Below are 17,959 nucleotides of genomic sequence, written 5' to 3'. Positions count from 1 at the left end.
AACTGGTAATCTTCACCCAATATTTTCGAGATGTAGCTAATGGCCCAGATGAACAACACCTACAACGCTGACGCGATCGAAGTCCTCTCTGGGCTGGATCCGGTGCGCAAGCGTCCTGGGATGTACACCGACACCACGCGCCCCAACCACTTGGCTCAGGAAGTCATCGACAACAGCGTCGACGAAGCCATGGCTGGGCACGCGAAGTCCATTACTGTCGTTCTGCACGAAGATAATTCTCTGGAAGTTATCGACGATGGCCGGGGTATGCCGGTAGACATCCACCCTGAAGAGGGTATTCCAGGCGTCGAGCTGATCCTGACCAAGCTGCACGCTGGCGGCAAGTTCTCCAACAAGAACTACCAGTTCTCCGGTGGTCTGCACGGCGTGGGTATATCGGTGGTGAACGCCTTGTCGACCCGCGTTGATGTTGAAGTCACCCGTGGCGGCAATGTGCACCACATCGGTTTTGCTGATGGCTTCAAGTCTTCCGATCTCAAGATTATCGGTTCAGCGCCCAAGCGCAACACCGGTACCAGTGTTCGGTTCTGGGCTGATGCCAAGTACTTCGACACTCCGAAGTTCTCAACTACCCGCATGAAGCACATTCTCAAGGCCAAGGCTGTTCTTTGCCCTGGGCTTTCCGTCTCGTTCGAAGACAAGTCGACTAACGAGAAGATCGAATGGCACTACGAAGACGGCCTTCGCTCGTATCTGAACGATGCGTGCGGTGAGATTGAGCGTTTGCCGGAGGAGCCGTTCGTGGGCTCGCTGGCCAGTGAGCAGCTCGCTGTGGAGTGGGCGCTGACCTGGCTGGACGAAGGTGGCGAGAATCTGCTCCAGGAAAGTTACGTCAACCTGATCCCGACCGCCCAAGGCGGCACCCATGTCAATGGTCTGCGTCAGGGCTTGCTCGATGCGATGCGCGAGTTTTGCGAATACCGCAACCTGTTGCCACGCGGTGTGAAGTTGGCGCCGGATGATGTGTGGGACAAGATCAGCTATGTGCTGTCGCTCAAGATGTCCGAGGCGCAGTTCTCTGGCCAGACCAAAGAGCGCCTTTCCTCACGGGAAGCCTCGCCTTACATCGCTGGCGTGGTCAAGGATGCTTTCAGCCTCTGGCTCAACTCCAATCCTGAAAAGGGTCTGGCGCTGGCTCAGCGGTTCATTGACAACGCCTCTCACCGCCTCAAGGCCGTGAAGAAGGTCGAGCGCAAGCGCATCACCCAAGGCCCCGCGCTGCCCGGCAAGCTGGCCGATTGTGCAGGCCAGGATACCACACGTTCTGAATTGTTCCTGGTGGAGGGTGACTCTGCAGGCGGTAGCGCCAAGCAGGCTCGCGACAAGGAATTTCAAGCCATCCTGCCACTTCGCGGCAAGATCCTGAACACCTGGGAAGTGGATGGCAACGAAGTATTGGCCAGTCAGGAAGTGCATAACATTGCCGTTGCGATCGGTGTAGACCCTGGATCTGCTGATCTTGGGGAGCTGCGCTACAACAAGATCTGCATCCTGGCCGACGCCGACTCTGACGGTCTTCACATCGCAACGCTGCTGTGCGCTTTGTTCGTCCGTCATTTCCGCCCATTGATCGAGGCCGGGCACATCTACGTGGCAATGCCACCACTGTACCGTGTCGACCTGGGCAAGGAAATCTTCTACGCCCTGGATGAAGGTGAGCGCGATGCAATCATCGAGCGCATGACCAGCGGCAAGAAGCGCGGCACCCCGCAAGTAACACGATTCAAGGGTCTGGGCGAAATGAACCCTGGCCAGCTGCGTGAAACCACGATGGATCCCAACACGCGCCGCCTGGTTCAGCTGACCATGGATGATTTTGCGATTGCCCATGGGGTAATGGACATGTTGCTGGCCAAAAAGCGGGCTCCGGATCGCAAGAACTGGCTCGAAGACAAGGGCAACCTGGCGGAGGTGCTGTCGTGAGTCAGACTCCGGCACCGGCAGCGCTGGTTTATACCCAGGAGCTGCCCACCGTGTCAGGTTTTTACTGGGTGCTGTTCTCGTTTGATTATAGCCCCATGATGGAACACCTGAGCGTCGAGGATGGCCTCGTTCATAGTCTTGATCAAAATTATGATCGCCACGACTACGAGCTGGCCGACGGTAACTGGTTTGCCGGCCCGATCCCTGAGCCCACATTGCCCGAGGGATTCGTTGCTCAACCCCTCGCGGCATCGGCTTGTGTCGATGAATAAGGAACAAATGCACGGCTGGCTGCACAAGGTTTGTGAGCCAGTGGTGGCCGACCGGATGCTTGAACAGGCATCCACCACCGGCAGAAGCGAAGGTCAGCGGCGCGATGGGCGCCATTTCAAACTGGTCTTCAACTCAGTGCACAACGAATACATCGTCCAGTGGTAGTGCTGGGCGAAAACGATTAAGCACCATCGTGACTGGAGGGTTTTACGTGAACATTTCAGAGGCTTTGAAAGAGAAAGGCCTGAAGCTTGTATGGGGTGAACGCCGCCTCAAGAGTGAGCTATCCGTCTCTGGTCACGCCCAGGTCTATGCCCCTCTGCTGGGTCAATATTGGAAAATCAAGGTAGACGATGGTCAGGTAACGATCACTGATGACCATCAAGCCGACAGGCCACACTTGGCCAAATTTGCTTCACCTTCCGAAGTGCTTGGGCTCAACCCTCGCAATATTCGCCTCAATCCATCAAGCGTCCGCACCACTGCCGACGACACCCCAAGTCTGTAAGGAACCCATTCGATGTCCGATACAACCCAAATGAGCATGGATGGTGTGGAGCGCCGCTCGCTGGCCGACTTCACCGAACAGGCTTACCTGAACTACTCCATGTACGTGATCCTCGATCGCGCATTGCCGCACATCGGTGACGGTCTCAAGCCGGTACAGCGTCGTATCGTCTATGCGATGAGCGAGCTGGGCCTGGATGCTGATTCCAAGCACAAGAAGTCTGCTCGTACAGTGGGTGACGTACTGGGTAAGTACCATCCTCACGGCGACTCGGCCTGCTATGAAGCCATGGTGCTCATGGCGCAGCCTTTCAGCTACCGCTACACGCTGGTGGACGGTCAGGGCAACTGGGGCGCCCCGGATGATCCGAAATCCTTCGCTGCGATGCGTTACACCGAAGCCCGCCTGTCGCGATACGCTGAAACCATGCTTGATGAGCTGGGGCAGGGGACTGTGGATTTTGGCCCCAACTTTGACGGCACCATGCAGGAGCCTTTGACCCTGCCGGCCCGCTTGCCCAACATCCTGCTCAATGGCACCAGCGGTATCGCGGTAGGTATGGCCACGGACGTTCCGCCCCACAACCTGCGCGAAGTGGCTTCGGCCTGTATCCGACTGCTGGATCAGCCGACGGCGAGCCTTGAGAATCTGCTGGAACACATCAAGGCCCCTGACTATCCGACCAACGCTGAAATCATCAGCTCGGCTGCCGATCTGTACAAGGTCTACTCGACTGGCCGTGGCTCTATCCGCATGCGTGCGGTCTACACGATGGAAGACGGTGATATCGTAATCACCAGCCTTCCTCACCAGGTTTCCGGCTCCAAGGTGCTGGAACAGCTTGCGGCAATGATGCAGGCCAAGCCCTGCAAGCTGCCACAAGTGGTGGATCTGCGTGATGAATCCGACCACGAAAACCCATGCCGCATTGTGATCACGCTGCGCTCCAACCGGGTCGACGCTGACGCCTTGATGGATCACCTCTTCGCCACCACCGAGCTTGAGACCACTTACCGGGTCAACATGAACGTGATCGGCCTGGATGGTCGCCCGCAGGTCAAAGACCTTCGCACCATGCTGTCCGAGTGGCTGCAGTACCGTATCACTACGGTGCGTCGTCGCCTTCAATACCGTCTGGACAAGGTCGACAAGCGTCTGCACCTGCTGGAAGGTTTGCTGGTCGCGTTCCTGAACATGGATGAAGTGATCCATATCATCCGCACCGAGGAACACCCTCGTCAGGCGCTGATGGCTCGCTTTGACCTCACTGAGGTTCAGGCTGACTACATTCTGGAAACCCGCCTGCGCCAACTGGCCCGCCTCGAAGAAATGAAGATTCGTGGCGAGCAGGATGAGTTGCTGCGTGAGCGCGACACCCTGATGGGCTACCTGGGCAGCGAAACCCAACTCAAGGGCCTGGTACGCGAAGAGATCATCGCTGACGCCGATTTCTATGGTGACGACCGCCGCTCCCCGCTGGTTGAGCGCGCAGAAGCCAAGGCGCTGAGTGAAGCCGAGCTGATGCCATCTGAACCTGTCACTGTCGTGCTGTCCGAGAAGGGCTGGGCGCGTGCGGGCAAGGGCACTGATCTGGATGGCAGCACCTTGTCCTACAAATCTGGCGATACCTTCAAGGCTTCCGCCACCGGTCGCTCCAATCAGTTTGCAGTATTCATCGACAGTACAGGCCGCAGCTTCTCCTTGCCTGCTCACTCGTTGCCTTCGGCACGTGGCCAGGGCGAACCGTTGTCGGGTCGGCTCTCGGGTCAGCCAGGCGCCAGCTATGAGTGGGTAATGATGCCTGACGACGATGCTTTGTACGTCCTGGCTTCCGATGCCGGCTATGGCTTCCTGGTCAAGGGCGAAGAGCTGCAGGCCAAGAACAAGAATGGCAAAGCCCTGATCAATCTTTCCAAAAACAGCAAAGTGCTGGCGCCGGTTCCGGTGGGCAATGTTGATGATCAGTTGATTGCGGCTGTGACCAGCGAGGGTCGCCTGCTTGTCTTCCGCGCCAGCGAGCTGCCTCAGTTGGGCAAAGGCAAGGGGAACAAGATCATCAGTGTGCCAACAGACAAAGCTGAGGCCCGTGAAGAGCTGATGACCCAGCTGGTTGTGCTGGGTGATGGTAAAAGCCTCTTGATCACCGCTGGTAAGCGCACCATGACCCTCAAACCTGCTGACCTGGAAGCCTACAAGAGCATGCGCGGCAAACGCGGCAGCATGCTCCCACGCGGCTACCAGAAGGTCGAAGAGATCGCGGTCGGCGATTAACCCAGCTTCGCCTGGGGTTCGCCCCAGGCTGCACCGGAGGTTTGGCAGGATGGAAATCAAACTGAGCAAGGCTGGCGCCTATCAATACACCGACAGAAGTCTTCGCTGGCAACTTGCCGGGGACGGTTATCACGAAACCACTCTGGCAGGTCAGCGGATCAGGGCGGCTGAGTACGAAGGCGGTCGCATCACACTGGCCTACATGGGTTACGAGTCCTCAGGCTTTGAATCGATGGAGCAGGCGCGCAAATCGGCTGTTGAATTTGCTCTTCAGGTATTGGATCTGGTTAGGCAGCGAGTGCTGGACTTTCCACCCAAAGAGCCTCATGAGCCGAGCTGGCTGGCCGATAACAAGGGAGTAGGGCCGTGATTGGAAGGCTGTTTGGCTGGCTGCGCAGATCTTCTTTCGAGATAGAGCAGCGTCCTGTTTTTGAGATCACGCTCAATCCTGTTGGCAAGCACCTTTTCTTCGATGCGTCTGAGCGCTGGTACGAAGGGGGCAGGGAGTTTGCGACCGTGAACCTTGCAGGCTCCACACTTCACCTGGTGGCTCGGCAGGACTCGTATGCGCTTCTTTACATGAATTACCAGGCGGATGGGTTCAAGTCTGCTGCAAAGGCCCGAGAGGCTGCTCCAGCGTTCGCCTGCGCCGTGCTGGATCTACTCAAGCAGAGGGTTAGGAATTTTCCGCCCCAAGAATTGCAGTGCGCTCAGATGGATCGACCCTGATGGAAAACGTTTTCGACATTTCTGAATTGATCCGGCGCAAGCAGCTAGCGGCTGCCCAGAGCTGTGAGCGTCGTCAGGGCGTGGGCTACACCTGCTCAAAAACGGGCGTGGTTTTTCCACCAATTCAGTGCTTCCAGTTGCCACAAGGGGTTGCCAAGGGAGACGCCGTCGTCTTCGATGGCACTCATGTGCCTCACTACCAGCTTTCGACGGAGATAGGCTCCGCCAACGCTGAGTTGATGGGCATCGCCCAAGCGCCTTGCGTAGAGGTTGGTTGCCTGGGGCGAGATGCCGAAGTTGCGATTGAGGTATTCCATTTCCCGAATGAGGAGCAGGCCGAAGGTTTCTTCAAGGCAGCTACACATTTCCTCGGTGATTTCGATGAGATCGAAAGCTTTGCCAACGACCAGGGGCATTTCTTCTTGATCACCACCCAGGGATCAGTGGTCAAAAAAGGTGTGATCAGCTACATCACCTTCCATCGCGCCTTTGTGGCCGCTCTGGATGAAGAGGTTGATGTACGGGTTGTGGCATCAGTGGATGCTGAAGGCAACTTTCTTGAGGTTGTAGGCTGAATCAGCTAACAAAGCCCCTGCGGGGCCGTGTTCATGGCGCCTAAAACATCATGGCTCGAAGCTGGAATCGATCTTGAGCTGCACTTCACTTGCTTTCTTGAGATGCGAAACGCGAAGGATCAGCAAGTCGCTGGCTGTCACAAGATCAGTAGATAAAAGGCTTTCAGCCTGTTTGTCGATCATCTCCCGGTACTTGTCGTTCTCACGATAAGCGCGGTTCTGGCTGAGCTCCTTGAATAGCTCTACCGCCTGGCTACGATGTGCAGGTTTTAGGGGTGGCAAAAGGTCGTCGAAAGATTCATGCACCCATTGATCGATGTTCTCTTTGTGTGCGGAGCCATAACGCATGGTCATCTCACCCAAGGCACTGGCCATCAGGCTGGCGACCTGAGGTGCATCGACCGGGATATTGCTGACATTCTGAGTGAAGACGTGGAAAACCGTCATGCCAGCCTTCGAGGCGGCATCTGCGCACTTCTGGGCCAATTGATCAAGATAGGCGACCGGTCTGCCATGCAGGTTGATGAACAACCCCGTGTTGTAGTGCGGCGAATTCAAGATGAACTGTGCGGCGTAGACCGCGACGGGAGGCATGACCAGGCCGGGCTCGCGCTTAAAGATGTTGAGCAGGCGGTTGATCGGTTTCAAATCCACGGGTATTTCCTTATCGTTGGCGGCTGGGCACCCAATGCCTAGCGTTTTTTGTGTTGAGCCTCACGGGCTAGGCGAATCATCTTCAGGCCGGGCAGCGCGAATGTTTTCTGGATTCTTTCTCAAGCTTTCCGGGGAGTTGAAGGGGGCTCGTCTGCCGATCTCGACCCAAAGGGGTTTAAAATCTGCGAGTTCGGGATCTGCGATCGCATCAACGATGACTGCTGACCCGTTTTCAACTGTCAGGTGCCAGTTTTTTCCCTTCTCGTTTCGAAGAACGACTATCCCGCCATGTTCAGCCAGGATCGCCAGACGCCGTGCACCGTCCATGACTGTTAGATTTTTCTGCGCCAGTGCTTCCTGGATGTTCATGGTGACCTCAAGTGAATGATGGAAAGGCCTCACTCAACCCGAAATGGCATGGGAGCAAAGCGAAAATTGCCGAAGAACAGCGGCTTAGCTTTTGGGCTCAAACAAGGCTGTCTTCCTGCGTACTCCATCTATAGTAATGTTTGCGCACTTATTGCCACAAGCTCGCGGAGCTGGCTAGCCTTACCATGTAGCCAAGTTGCGCTGCGCCACTGAATTCACCATACCCATGGGAAAGGTTGAAGCGGTGCTATTGGGCGGGCTTGTCTTTGTCTTTGGCATGACTGGCAAGTCGCTCAAGCGCCGATCTCAGGCCGGGGTCTGTGATGCCATCGGCTGTGGCCTGGATAGTTGCTGCAGCGACATGCGAAAGCTCGATGATCTTCTTCGGCTTCTCGCTCGTGTATGAGGGCTGAACCTTGAAATGGATGCGGGCCAGGTTGTGAAAAACTTCCAAGGCTTGCAAGTCGCGATGCAGGCGTTTTTGCTGATAGCGCAGTCGCGTAGCCCACTGCCCATCGGTGATCACCAGCAACAACGTCCCCTCACGCCACGAGGCTACTTTGCAATGAGGGCGGGCTGCCGGCTGCAACTGGCTTTCAAGCAGGCGCTGGAGGTGGGACAGGCGCGCAGCATGCTGGAAAATTCCCTTGAGCGGCTTGGCTTCCCTGAGAAGGGCGCCGGGTTGCTTTGCTGGAGAAGGTCTGAAGGCCATGATCAGTGCGCCAGGGTGAAGTCGCCTGATCATAGCAGATGTCGAGTTAGAGCTACTTGCTAACGCAGACCTGGTAATAACCGTTGTTGTAGTCCGAAACATTTTGGGAGAGCATCAATGCGCCACGGCGGTACGTTACACCCTTGGCTGTAATGGTCGTTGCGCGTTCAGTGCCCTACCAGACGGTAGTGCCATTGAGTCGGATATCCTTAGAATAGGGGATGGTGTAGGTATAGACATACCAGTAGGTGGCAGGAGCCGACATGCTGAATCCACACTCAGAAACCCCAGTGGCTTGCTGCTGTTGGTCACCGCAGAGGTTTTGCTTTCGGTCGCGGCATTGCCGACAACCCGGTAAGCCCCGGTAATGTCGTTGACTTCACGGGCCTGAGATGTCCGCTGGTAATCCTGCGAGCAAGAAGATGTATGGGTGAAAGTGGTGCCATAGAGAGCACTTTCGACTGAGGGTGCCCACGTCGAACAGCCATACTGAGCGCCAATCGATCCCCATTCACCATACGTAGGTTCTGCGGCAAGCCAGCGTCCTGGGCTTGGATTGATTGGCGCGAAAACCTTGATGATATTCTCAGCATGCGCCATCAGCGGCATGGTCAGCAGGGCGGCTAGCATTAGCGATTTAAATTTCATGACCGGTCTTTCCGGCTCTTTATCAATATATTGCAGATCTTACGCTGGATTATAAGGCATTGAAACTTAAGTTCTCATCCGTCAGGTTTCAACCCACCTCCAGGCACTGCTAAGCTGAGGTATACGGAGGGCTTAATTATGAAAGACCAGTACATCCCACACTTGCAGCGCCACTGCTCAAACTTCATGAAATCCAGAAACCCGGTTTGGGACAGGTTCGATCTCGACGATCTTCTTCAAAAATTCATGGATGTAGGGCTTGCCCTGGCTGCGGGCGAGCAGCGTCAGGCCCTCTGCCAGGCAGTGAGCGATATGTGCGTGGAGGATCCTGCTATTGCTCAAGCTTTTGTGAATGATAGCTTTACACGGCTTGGGTTCAGGTTTTCGTGGGCGCTGTCCCACATCTACAACGTAAGCCCCTCCACCCAGCTCATGAAAGACAATATTTTGGTGCTCAAGGCCAACATGGATCAGCACGATCACGAGAACACCGTGATGCCGCAGAAGATTTTCACCAGCAACATCTTCAGCCAAGCCAGTCTTGAGGGAGTCAAAGAGCCTGTAATCAACCCCCTGATTCTGCGGGTTATCCTCAGTGCCAAAGGCGAGGGTGAGATCGCCGCCATCAACACTTATTTTGGAGCGCGACCACCTAGCCGAACCCAGGCGCGTCTGCTGACCCTCATCAAGGATGTCGATCTGAGCCGATACCCATCCCTGTCTCCCTCTGCCGGCACTACGGAATGGTCGGAGTTGCTGATTGGTCTTGAACAGCTTGAGCGAGCTCGCCTTATCGACCCAGACAAGGTGATCGCCGCGATAAAAGATCGACCGCGTTTCGCCAATACCGCTACAGACCTGGTCAGAGCGGTGTATGACGCTGACTTTGCGGCCATTGCACTTCCAGAAGTTCTCAAGGATACGGTGCTGATCACCCAACCAAGCACCCTCGACAAGTCAGAGGATTTCAAGACCAGAGCGATCCTCAAGATCGTGAACGCCCACGCCGAAGGAAGTGATCAGGCCCTCGCGCTTATTCGCGATGTGATAATGGGCAATCGCCCAGACCCGCAAACAACAACCGTCCACTACGCCAGCCTAGCGCGTGTGCTGCTGACCTGCGCGGCTGAATCTGAGGACATGATTAATTCAGTGCTGGGCGAATTAGCTGTCAAAGTCCGCGAACCCGGCGTGGTGAGAGCCAAGTGTTCGGTGTTGAGCAAGCTGATGTTCGAGTGGGATGAGGAGCCGTTCTACAGTACGCAACTGGGTGTTTCGCCCGAGATCGATGCTTTGATCGGTGATCTGGCATGCCAGCTCATTCAGAAAGACAAAGAGAGAACCATCGACCAGGCCACCTTTCAAGAACTGCTGGACAATGCCGTATTGAACGTCAAACAGGTCAAAGGCCTCTTAAAGTGCAAAGCTGGGCGAACTCTCTGCGTAAGCGCAAGATTACCTTCTGGAATGCTTCAGCAGCTCCCAGCTAATTTTCGTGATGACGTTTTCTCATCTGATCTTGGCATTTGATCCCGGAAACACATTGCAAGCACTGAGTTTGTGGCAAATTGAGTTGATTACAGTCGCTGCCAAAATGTGATCATGCTTATAGCCTGATAATCAATTTATTGACATTATGGCAATAGCTAGTTAAGTTTCGCTCAGGGATAAGCCCGTCATGCGAGGAGCAAAGCAATGCGTAAAGTACTCATGGTCAGTCTGTTGTCGGCAAGTATCGGTTTGGCAGGCTGCTCGAATCTGGGGATCGACAAATCCACCCAGGGCACCATTCTCGGCGGTCTTGGTGGCGTGTTGATCGGCAGTCAGATCGGCGGCGGCTCGGGCAAAATCATCGCAGCACTGATTGGCGCTGGCGCAGGCGCCTACCTGGGCAACAAGATTGGCAGCATGCTCGATGAGCGTGACCAGCAAGCTCTGGCTTTGCGCACTCAGGACGTCCTGGAAAGCCCTGTTGTTTCTGCCGGCGCTCACAGCACCTGGAAATCCGACCATACCGGCGCCACCGCCAATATCACCCAAGGCCAGGCTTACGAAAAAGCCGAGGTCGTCGAGGTCAAGCGCATCGCCAAGGTTCAGGCCGCGCCATCGCTCAAGCTGATCCAGGCTCAATACGTCACCCTCAAAAGCTCCAACGTGCGTGCCGCTCCAAGCGCGAGCTCCGACAAGGTCGGCGGTCTGCAAGCCGGTACCGAGTTCAACGCGGTGGGCAGCACAGGCGACTGGATCCTGGTGGGTCGTAAGGGCGTGACCGTGGGCTACATCAGCAAGTCGCTGGTAGCACCGAAAGCCGAAGCTGTGGCTAAGGTCAAACCCGCTGTGAACCTGGATGACATCAGCGTTGCCAGTGCGGAAACCCGTGGCTTCGATCTGGACTCGGTACCCACCACCAGCGCCAGCATTGCCGCCTCCACAACTTGCAAGCCGGTTTCGGTGAGCGTGACCTCTGCAGAGGGCAAGTCTGAAAAGCAGGACAGCACCTACTGCAAGAAAGCCAATGGCTCCTGGGAACTGATTTAAGGGACTATCTATGAGCAAGCGATTCATGTGTGTGCTGGCGCTCGGTGTTGCAGCCGTAGCCCAACAATCGATGGCCCACGAACTGGCGTACTCTAAAACCGAGCACGTTAGGGTCTCGGTTCCAGGCGAAGCCAACAACTGGTGTAAGGACAACGTAGCGCTCAGCTTCGAGCGCGATTCATGGACGGATACGGGGCCGCTGGATCGCTTGCTGCCCAAAATCCCTTTTATTCTCGGTCAGGAATGCCCCAAGGCACAGATCACCTGGACAGCCACCGATAAGGCGGGCGTCGTATATGCCAATGGCAGCGGCAACGCTGAGAACCTCGGCCTGGTTAACCTCAAGCAAGCCATCGCTCAAGCCCCTCAGCCAGCTCCCGCCCCAGCGCCTGTTGCGCCCTTAGTGGCTGTGGCACCTGTCGTTGCGCCAGTGGCTGCTACAGTGGCTCCGGCACCTGTGGAGGCCCCTGCTGCGGCGGCGGCTCAGACTTCCACGCCAGCGGTGACTGCAGTAGAGCAAGCGCCTGCCCCGGCAGTAGCGGCAACCGCACCCACTCCAGCCCCTGAGCCAGCCGCGCCTGCTCCTGCTCCTGTGGTGGTTCAGCAACCGGTTACTCAGGTTGCAACACCTGCACCTGCACCGGCTCCTGTTGAGGTGGCTAAGCCTGCTGCACCCGCTTTTGTCTCCAGCGACCTGGGCCGCAGCTATCTGCTCTCGACCGGATACTTCACTGAAATCACCGACCAGAATGGTTGCAAATGGCTGGGTGACAACAATCAGATGGGCAGTCAGGCCGACATGTACAGCGTCAAGAGTACTGGGGGCAGCTGTGCCAACGGCAACGCCTTGGGCGTGTTCAAGCGCGGTGAGCTCAACCACGTCGATGGCTCCAACCGCTCAAGCAACTACAACTTCATGATTCTTCCAAGTGGTTTGGCTTTCAGCCCACAAATGGGGGAATCGGTGAAGAACCTTCCAGTGACCTTCATCAATGACCGCAAAGACAAGGTCTTGATGGAAGTGGGTACGGTGCCTGGCAAAGACATGAAGGTGTACCTGGCTTTCAACCGTGGCAGCAACAACAACCTGTTCGGTGAATTCAGCTCATCCCCATCGTTTGTGGCCATCACTCAGGACGAATCCTTCGCCTTCGATGACCGCCAGCTTCTGGACACTCTTCGTGCCATTCACGCCACTGTGCGTGAAAACTACAAAGGTCGTCTGGACGGGGTCTACACCTACATCGCCAAAGACTTCAAAACGGTCTACCCAAATCGCGGCCAGCAGGGTAATGCGGCGAACTGGATCGTGCAAACCACGATGACCGAAAACGATGGGGCGATGGTGACCGACCTGCGCCGGGTGGACAACTATGCCGTTCGCCGCAAACAGCAGCTCGATCGCGTGGCTCAGCAAAAGCTTGAGCAGGATTTCCAGCTTCACAGCCAGCTGATGGATCGCTACAACACCGCCCGTGAGAAGATCAGTGGCGGTATGAGCGAAGTTGACTACGTGGCTCAGATGGAAAAGATTGCTACCCGGTTTCCAGACTTCAGCGCCCTTATGAACCCGGCCATGGCCAGGTCTCCATCCAAGATGCTGATCAAGGTTGAAGACCGCAAGGATGACTACTATCCGGTGACCCAGCCGGGCGTAGCGCGCCTTTACAGCGAACGCGACCTGGAGCCCGGCTGGTACATCATGCCCGTGGTCAGCAAGTCATTTGTTACACCTTTCGAGAAGGGACGTGCTGTCGTTGCCCTGCAGGGCTACCCAGAGTTCGGCGCCTGTGAGCAGGAAAAATGCGCTGACGTGCTGAGCCTGGCTCACGCGGTGGCCGCTGATGTAGGACGCTGGAACACCAACGTCGACCTGAGCAACTGGACGCCTGAGGCGAGCCAGAAGGTCATCGACGCCTACCACGCCATGAAACAACAGCAAGCCGCCAACTGAGGACGCCAGCATGAATATTAAGCTCAAACCCATGCACATCGGCGTTATCGCAGCGATCGTGCTCGCCATCATCGTTTTGGTGGTGTTCTTTGCGGGAAGCACCGAAAAGCAAACCCGTGAGCAATACGACAACTTCAAGTCGCAGCTGGGCCTGACCGACTACCTTCAGGAAGACGATGTCAGTTACAGCCTCTTGAGCCGCACGCTGGTGGTGGAAAATCCAAGCATCAAGCTGACTCAGGAAATGGTCGGGGGCAGCAATGCCGACATGATGCGCGGCTTGATGGGCCTGGTTGATGCCGGAATGGGTCGTCAGGAATCGGTAATGGGCAACAGCTTTGCTCGCGCCCTGGATGCCTTGAATGTCCGGGAGCGCACAGCCCTTTCGTTTGAAGCCAAAGAAATGCGCATCAAGCGTTCCGGTGATGACAAGGACGGCGAGCTGTCCGTTGAAATCAACGGGATTAACTTGAGCCGCCCCTTTGTGACCACCATTGCCAACGAGCTGGTTGGGCCTTTGGACAACCCAGATGAACTGTCTCCACTGCCGGGCTTGAACTCCGGTAGTGCTGTGCAGGGCAACCATCGCTGGTACGCGAACGTCACCAACAAGATACCTGGTACGGGAAGCTTCATCATCGACAGCTTGGGTCTTTACGGTGCGACCCTTGATGCCAAGGTTGATCTGAATCGCTCCAGCGACAGCGAAGGCGAGATCGTTGTGACCATGATCCACCGAGTGGACGGCTCGGAAGTGGGCCGAATCGAGCGCAAGGCTGTCTTTGCAACCATGCCTGATCTGGAAGAGTTGCAGACGGTGGCCATGGCCTACATCAAGGGCTATGCGCTGTCGGCGGCAGGGGCAGGGCGCGTGGGGACACTGGCAGCGGGCACAGCGGGCGAGAAGCTGCTGCGTGACAGCAAGCTTGAAAGCTACAACCTGTCCTACAAGGGCTATGAAGATCTGGAAGACCGCCTGGTGGGGGCCGACTCCAAAGATGCGAACAAGGTGTCGGCCAGCTGCGGCGCCTTGAGCATTTCTTCACACCCACTGACCCAGGCCAATAAGGCGAAGGTTAAGATCGACGATTCAAATTGCGCCATCGCGGTGAGCTTGGCCAAGAACGGCAAATACACCGAGTCCTACACCTTCAACGAAGACAAGACCGCCTTCAGCGAGATGATGGTCAACGAGAACTACAAGGTCGATGTGAATTGATCTGACCCGACAGTAGTCTGCAAGAGAGCCCCGCTATTGCGGGGTTTTTTGTTTCTGGTGCCCATGCAACGCCTTTTGAGCGTGATAGGTGTCGAGAGTGATGGGCTGACCTGGCGCTGGTTTGACTAACAATTGAACCCCCCTGTGCTCCGGACATAAGCTGAAAACATGCTTAGAATTGTCTGAAGCTCAACACGAAGGTCTCGATAACATGCAAGCAGCTGCTATTGTCTTTTCTCAGGAAGCGGTCAATCAATACCATGGGGCAGGCTTCACGCCAGCAGTCATGGCATCGACCGTTGGAGTGGAATTCCAGACACAGGATGAGCTGCAGTCCTTCCTGGAAGGGGTTGGGGCAATCGAGGGTGTCGAGGCTTACGAGCTGGGAGATACACCTCCCGATGCATCCTATTCGATGATCGCCTTCGGTGATGATGATTCAGATTTCCAAGCCTCCGATTTCGTCAAAGTCGAACACGGCAGTGTTGCTCTCAAAAAAGCGTATGAAGGCGGTCTCGAAGCGGGCGATGGCTGGTTGGCTCACCACGTGTTGTGGGGGGAGGAGCTTACAAACTACGAGATTGCTGCTCGCCTATACGAAGCAACAGTTTCCCAAGACAAAAAACCTGCTGTGGATGACAGCCCATCGCCGTGATTGCTGATGTCTGGAAATTGATGCGCAAGCCTGTCGAAATGCCCTTTTTGTAGCTCATATCATCGTTGCCTCGACAGGGAGCACTTGAGGGTTGCTAGGGTTGCTAGGGTCGCTCATGGTAGGGTGATGCTCGCCTTGGATCAGGTAGCGATGGGACTGCAGCTACAGGCGAGCAATGGCAGCAATCCCTATAAAATCAGTGCCGTGTGTCGGGGGATTCAGTGTTTCCCACAGCATAGATGTGGCCTTTTATTTCATCTTCGGAGCCGGCACCAATTATTTGCGGCTTAATCCATTTGCGTCTGATAAGACTGTTCCCGGCACCGTGATGTTGGCGTCGCCAGTGGCCCCGGCGCCAATGGGTTCGGCGCACGCCTCCCTGGGCAGCCGAGCTGGAGGAGGAGAATTCTCGACCAAGCAGGTATACGGTTGTATAGCCCTCTGACAGCAATCGTGACTTCAACTTCTCCCGCTGCACAGGGTTGGCTTGTTCCCATCGCACCGTGTACTGCGTAGGGGCATCTCGGCTTGGCTCAGGACTGCGCTGAGTACCCAGCGACTCCAGGTAGAACAAGGCATTCACGATCAGACTGGAAGCCTGCTTCAGAATTTCGCCGCCATCTTCAATTTCACCACGTCGATGAGAGTTGATCGCCTTCGCTATATCGTCATCATCAGGTTTATCCATAAAGCTACTGGATCGACGTGCGATAGCATGTTCAATGGCCAACGCTACTGGCATAGCCTGTTCCTGTGGCGTGAAATCGAGAAAGTAACCAGGCAGCATGACGCCTTCACCGCCTTTCTTGCATGTCGAGAAACCGAATTTCAAGCGCAGATTACCTTGCTCGTCATACGGTGTTTTAGCAATGAATGCACCATCTAGGTATTCATCGCCCTGCTCATCATCGAAAGGAAGGTGAATAGCCTCACGCTTTCCAAAACGAACGAAGAACGCCTCGTAGGGCAGGTTCAAACCTTCGAGTGTGCAATCGCCAAAATCGGTGTGCTCCAGCATCTCGACAACCTCATCCGTGAGATCGAAGATCTGCCGACCGCAATTGATAAACTGCGCCGCTAGGGGTACCCAATGGCGCATTTCTGCCAACTTGGCAAAAACCTTGCCAGCAATGTGACCGCATTCTGCTGGATCCGGGAATTCCTGCTTAAGCTGCCTCAACAATGGGGCTATGGTTGAATCAACCAGATCTTCTTGAATTCTGACCATAAGATTGTCCGCAACCCGCCCATCCTTCAAAACCATGCCTGCGCGAGCCGCGTCCGTTGAATATTTCCACCAGAACTCTTTCTGGTTGCGCACAGGGGCATAGGGCGAGAATTTCAGGCGATCGGTGGCGTACATAGAGACCTCTTGATTCAATGGTGAGAGGGCAATCAAATGCCTGCATCGTAACGCTTCTATACGGCAGTGTCGCCATTTAGGCGTGTTGTTTTGCCGGCCTGAAGGATAGTCTGCGCCACCACCATTTGCTCACCGATCCGAGCAAATAGTCGCCTTGCCACCCCAGCTAGACTCATGATGGGCTGAGGCCCAAGATTGATGCTTCGCCTTGTCTACCGCTTGAGAAATGCAGCCAGAGGAGACATTGCCGATACCGAAGGCTCGGGATCACTCATGGTCAGGGATTTGGAAGTTTTGAAGGCCATCGGCGGCTTGCCATTCAGATTCATCTGTAAGATGTAGTCGGGCATCTGCTGGAGCATCACAGCGACGTGCAGGGTGGGTTTTTTGCTGTTGACGATGCCCATGATCAACCTTCTGTCCCGTTGGCTGGTCATCTTCGCTGCGCATGAGCGTGCTGTCCTCCTGATAGCCTCGTCTGTGCCGTGGATCTGGGAAGCCAGGGCTATGCAGAGGGTGGCATCGAGAAAGCGCATTTCGGTACATCCGAATCATGGGAGCCGGGATGATAACCCTCCACCCCTTGGCGAGAAAGCTCAATCGACGACGGCGCCTTTGCTTCAATAGCCAGGAATGGTACCGCCCAAGCTAGTTCTGAGTGGTTTATTGGACTTCAGGGGTCGGCAGAGAATACGATAGGTATGTAGGCGCCTGGGCCAAATCGTCAGCAGGTTAAGAGCACCACTGAAGATCCAGGGGCAAAGAAGGTTGGAATGGGGCTGCCCAAGAGGTAGCCCTTGTTGTTTGTGGAGGAGGGGGGGAGTCGCTACTTCGCCGATCAGGCGGCTAGTCCTTCAGACTCGTGTTGGCGCTGAAGGGCTGGATCGAGCGAGATCTCTCGGGACAGGGCGTAGATGACGCTGGACTCATCAAAGACCCGGTATTCGGCCTCCAGCATAGTTTCGCCGCTACCTGCATAGATGGCGCCGTCAAAGCCCTTGGCTTTCAGCAGTTCGATGAATTCCTGATCATCCAGGAAAGGCCACAGGTTGGCGTAAAGTTCGCCGCCACGCTCGGGATGCTGCCTGAGGAAATCACCAACCCCACTGAACTCATTGGACTCATTGATCTCATCCGCCCAATTATTGGTATTCTCGGCATGGCCCGCAAACTTGGTGAAAAATTTGATGGCCACGTCTACACCCAGCTGTTTCTCAAGGTGGCTGAAATCCACGAATGGGTCATCTGCATCTGTCACAAAGGGTTTTTTGATGATCAGGTAGGCGGGATACACCCTGGGCGATTCCGGCACTATACGGCTATCGTTAGGGTGTTCTGCGTACATGCAGGCAGCGTTCTGACTCCCAAAGGACAGTGACCCCAGGATGCTCTGGAAGCCTGGTTTCTTCTCGTTGATAGCCCCGTGTTCACCACGGTAAACCATCAGCGGAGATCCCGATTCATCCAGAACGTGGGTGTCCTTGAGCAGCAGGGCCATCCTGCGTTCAGTCAGCTTTCTCATGTTGTTAATCCAATCTCTTTTCTTT

20 protein-coding genes are annotated in these 17,959 nt (G+C 55.6%); 13 read left to right on the top strand and 7 right to left on the bottom strand.

Features of this window, described 5'->3' with window-relative positions:
- Window positions 1-39 precede the first annotated feature (39 nt).
- Genes parE through IFT57_RS07975 form a run of 8 tightly spaced genes read left to right on the top strand, consistent with a single transcriptional unit; the run spans window position 40 to window position 6,300 of the window.
- On the top strand, window positions 40-1,944 hold the full coding sequence (gene parE, locus IFT57_RS08010; RefSeq protein WP_274605181.1) for a DNA topoisomerase IV subunit B: 1,905 nt from the start codon (window positions 40-42) through the stop codon (window positions 1,942-1,944).
- A complete protein-coding gene (locus tag IFT57_RS08005; RefSeq protein WP_192151146.1) occupies window positions 1,941-2,216 on the top strand; it encodes a hypothetical protein in 276 nt (91 codons plus the stop codon). Before parE ends, IFT57_RS08005 begins: the two co-directional genes overlap by 4 nt.
- Window positions 2,209-2,382: a hypothetical protein gene (locus tag IFT57_RS08000; RefSeq protein ID WP_163020469.1), complete on the top strand. Its 174-nt coding sequence runs from the start codon at window positions 2,209-2,211 to the stop codon at window positions 2,380-2,382. The genes IFT57_RS08005 and IFT57_RS08000 overlap by 8 nt, the downstream gene beginning before the upstream one ends.
- A gap of 46 nt (window positions 2,383-2,428) precedes the next feature.
- On the top strand, window positions 2,429-2,725 hold the full coding sequence (locus IFT57_RS07995; RefSeq protein ID WP_122531006.1) for a hypothetical protein: 297 nt from the start codon (window positions 2,429-2,431) through the stop codon (window positions 2,723-2,725).
- Window positions 2,726-2,737: 12 nt separating this feature from the next.
- The gene (gene parC, locus IFT57_RS07990) at window positions 2,738-4,996 is read left to right on the top strand and encodes a DNA topoisomerase IV subunit A (RefSeq protein WP_192151144.1); all 2,259 of its coding nucleotides are present in this window, start codon (window positions 2,738-2,740) and stop codon (window positions 4,994-4,996) included.
- 49 nt (window positions 4,997-5,045) lie between these two features.
- Entirely contained in the window at window positions 5,046-5,366 is a 321-nt protein-coding gene (locus tag IFT57_RS07985; RefSeq protein ID WP_122531008.1) for a hypothetical protein, read from the top strand.
- Window positions 5,363-5,725: a hypothetical protein gene (locus IFT57_RS07980; protein WP_342030336.1), complete on the top strand. Its 363-nt coding sequence runs from the start codon at window positions 5,363-5,365 to the stop codon at window positions 5,723-5,725. Before IFT57_RS07985 ends, IFT57_RS07980 begins: the two co-directional genes overlap by 4 nt.
- A complete protein-coding gene (locus IFT57_RS07975; RefSeq protein WP_192151142.1) occupies window positions 5,725-6,300 on the top strand; it encodes a hypothetical protein in 576 nt (191 codons plus the stop codon). The genes IFT57_RS07980 and IFT57_RS07975 overlap by 1 nt, the downstream gene beginning before the upstream one ends.
- Window positions 6,301-6,348: 48 nt before the next feature.
- Here the strand turns inward: IFT57_RS07975 and IFT57_RS07970 are convergent, their stop codons facing one another.
- The 4 genes from IFT57_RS07970 to IFT57_RS07955 all read right to left on the bottom strand — a co-directional run bounded on the left by IFT57_RS07970 (window position 6,349) and on the right by IFT57_RS07955 (window position 8,683).
- Window positions 6,349-6,954, bottom strand: a complete 606-nt coding sequence (locus IFT57_RS07970; protein ID WP_192151140.1) for a hypothetical protein — start codon at window positions 6,952-6,954, stop codon at window positions 6,349-6,351.
- A 60-nt stretch (window positions 6,955-7,014) separates the two neighbouring features.
- A complete protein-coding gene (locus tag IFT57_RS07965) occupies window positions 7,015-7,323 on the bottom strand; it encodes a hypothetical protein (RefSeq protein ID WP_192151138.1) in 309 nt (102 codons plus the stop codon).
- Window positions 7,324-7,570: 247 nt separating this feature from the next.
- Window positions 7,571-8,035, bottom strand: coding sequence for a DUF721 domain-containing protein (locus IFT57_RS07960; protein ID WP_192151136.1), 465 nt, complete (start codon window positions 8,033-8,035; stop codon window positions 7,571-7,573).
- Between the two features lie 135 nt (window positions 8,036-8,170).
- Window positions 8,171-8,683, bottom strand: a complete 513-nt coding sequence (locus tag IFT57_RS07955) for a hypothetical protein (RefSeq protein WP_192151134.1) — start codon at window positions 8,681-8,683, stop codon at window positions 8,171-8,173.
- 138 nt (window positions 8,684-8,821) lie between these two features.
- Between IFT57_RS07955 and IFT57_RS07950 the strand changes: the two genes are divergently transcribed.
- The 5 genes from IFT57_RS07950 (at window position 8,822) to IFT57_RS07930 (ending at window position 15,049) form a co-directional block, all read left to right on the top strand.
- Window positions 8,822-10,213: a hypothetical protein gene (locus tag IFT57_RS07950; RefSeq protein WP_192151132.1), complete on the top strand. Its 1,392-nt coding sequence runs from the start codon at window positions 8,822-8,824 to the stop codon at window positions 10,211-10,213.
- A gap of 165 nt (window positions 10,214-10,378) precedes the next feature.
- Window positions 10,379-11,221, top strand: a complete 843-nt coding sequence (locus IFT57_RS07945; RefSeq protein WP_192151129.1) for an SH3 domain-containing protein — start codon at window positions 10,379-10,381, stop codon at window positions 11,219-11,221.
- A gap of 10 nt (window positions 11,222-11,231) precedes the next feature.
- Window positions 11,232-13,175: a hypothetical protein gene (locus IFT57_RS07940; protein ID WP_192151127.1), complete on the top strand. Its 1,944-nt coding sequence runs from the start codon at window positions 11,232-11,234 to the stop codon at window positions 13,173-13,175.
- A 10-nt stretch (window positions 13,176-13,185) separates the two neighbouring features.
- The gene (locus IFT57_RS07935) at window positions 13,186-14,394 is read left to right on the top strand and encodes a hypothetical protein (protein WP_192151125.1); all 1,209 of its coding nucleotides are present in this window, start codon (window positions 13,186-13,188) and stop codon (window positions 14,392-14,394) included.
- Between the two features lie 211 nt (window positions 14,395-14,605).
- Window positions 14,606-15,049: a hypothetical protein gene (locus IFT57_RS07930; RefSeq protein ID WP_122531017.1), complete on the top strand. Its 444-nt coding sequence runs from the start codon at window positions 14,606-14,608 to the stop codon at window positions 15,047-15,049.
- A gap of 196 nt (window positions 15,050-15,245) precedes the next feature.
- On the opposite strand, the gene IFT57_RS07925 is transcribed toward IFT57_RS07930, so the two are convergent.
- The 3 genes from IFT57_RS07925 to IFT57_RS07915 form a co-directional block, all read right to left on the bottom strand.
- The gene (locus tag IFT57_RS07925) at window positions 15,246-16,412 is read right to left on the bottom strand and encodes a hypothetical protein (RefSeq protein ID WP_192151123.1); all 1,167 of its coding nucleotides are present in this window, start codon (window positions 16,410-16,412) and stop codon (window positions 15,246-15,248) included.
- Window positions 16,413-16,624: 212 nt separating this feature from the next.
- Entirely contained in the window at window positions 16,625-16,948 is a 324-nt protein-coding gene (locus tag IFT57_RS07920) for a DUF7740 domain-containing protein (RefSeq protein WP_122531019.1), read from the bottom strand.
- 302 nt (window positions 16,949-17,250) lie between these two features.
- Window positions 17,251-17,934, bottom strand: a complete 684-nt coding sequence (locus IFT57_RS07915; RefSeq protein ID WP_192151121.1) for a hypothetical protein — start codon at window positions 17,932-17,934, stop codon at window positions 17,251-17,253.
- Window positions 17,935-17,959 lie beyond the last annotated feature (25 nt).

Source organism: Pseudomonas sp. CFBP 13719, from assembly GCF_014842095.1.
Taxonomy (GTDB): domain Bacteria; phylum Pseudomonadota; class Gammaproteobacteria; order Pseudomonadales; family Pseudomonadaceae; genus Aquipseudomonas.
The sequence above is the reverse complement of the archived record's forward strand: the minus strand, read 5'-3'. Positions and strand labels throughout refer to the sequence as shown.

Excerpts from the sequence above, each read along its gene's own strand:
- parE (WP_274605181.1), top strand. The coding sequence starts at position 40 with ATGGCCCAGATGAACAACACCTACAACGCTGACGCGATCGAAGTCCTC.
- IFT57_RS07940 (WP_192151127.1), top strand. The coding sequence starts at position 11,232 with ATGAGCAAGCGATTCATGTGTGTGCTGGCGCTCGGTGTTGCAGCCGTA.
- parC (WP_192151144.1), top strand. The coding sequence starts at position 2,738 with ATGTCCGATACAACCCAAATGAGCATGGATGGTGTGGAGCGCCGCTCG.
- IFT57_RS07960 (WP_192151136.1), bottom strand. The coding sequence starts at position 8,035 with ATGGCCTTCAGACCTTCTCCAGCAAAGCAACCCGGCGCCCTTCTCAGG.
- IFT57_RS07925 (WP_192151123.1), bottom strand. The coding sequence starts at position 16,412 with ATGTACGCCACCGATCGCCTGAAATTCTCGCCCTATGCCCCTGTGCGC.
- IFT57_RS07965 (WP_192151138.1), bottom strand. The coding sequence starts at position 7,323 with ATGAACATCCAGGAAGCACTGGCGCAGAAAAATCTAACAGTCATGGAC.
- IFT57_RS07985 (WP_122531008.1), top strand. The coding sequence starts at position 5,046 with ATGGAAATCAAACTGAGCAAGGCTGGCGCCTATCAATACACCGACAGA.
- IFT57_RS07920 (WP_122531019.1), bottom strand. The coding sequence starts at position 16,948 with ATGCGCTTTCTCGATGCCACCCTCTGCATAGCCCTGGCTTCCCAGATC.
- IFT57_RS07915 (WP_192151121.1), bottom strand. The coding sequence starts at position 17,934 with ATGAGAAAGCTGACTGAACGCAGGATGGCCCTGCTGCTCAAGGACACC.
- IFT57_RS07950 (WP_192151132.1), top strand. The coding sequence starts at position 8,822 with ATGAAAGACCAGTACATCCCACACTTGCAGCGCCACTGCTCAAACTTC.
- IFT57_RS07945 (WP_192151129.1), top strand. The coding sequence starts at position 10,379 with ATGCGTAAAGTACTCATGGTCAGTCTGTTGTCGGCAAGTATCGGTTTG.
- IFT57_RS07955 (WP_192151134.1), bottom strand. The coding sequence starts at position 8,683 with ATGAAATTTAAATCGCTAATGCTAGCCGCCCTGCTGACCATGCCGCTG.
- IFT57_RS07935 (WP_192151125.1), top strand. The coding sequence starts at position 13,186 with ATGAATATTAAGCTCAAACCCATGCACATCGGCGTTATCGCAGCGATC.
- IFT57_RS07975 (WP_192151142.1), top strand. The coding sequence starts at position 5,725 with ATGGAAAACGTTTTCGACATTTCTGAATTGATCCGGCGCAAGCAGCTA.
- IFT57_RS08000 (WP_163020469.1), top strand. The coding sequence starts at position 2,209 with ATGAATAAGGAACAAATGCACGGCTGGCTGCACAAGGTTTGTGAGCCA.
- IFT57_RS07930 (WP_122531017.1), top strand. The coding sequence starts at position 14,606 with ATGCAAGCAGCTGCTATTGTCTTTTCTCAGGAAGCGGTCAATCAATAC.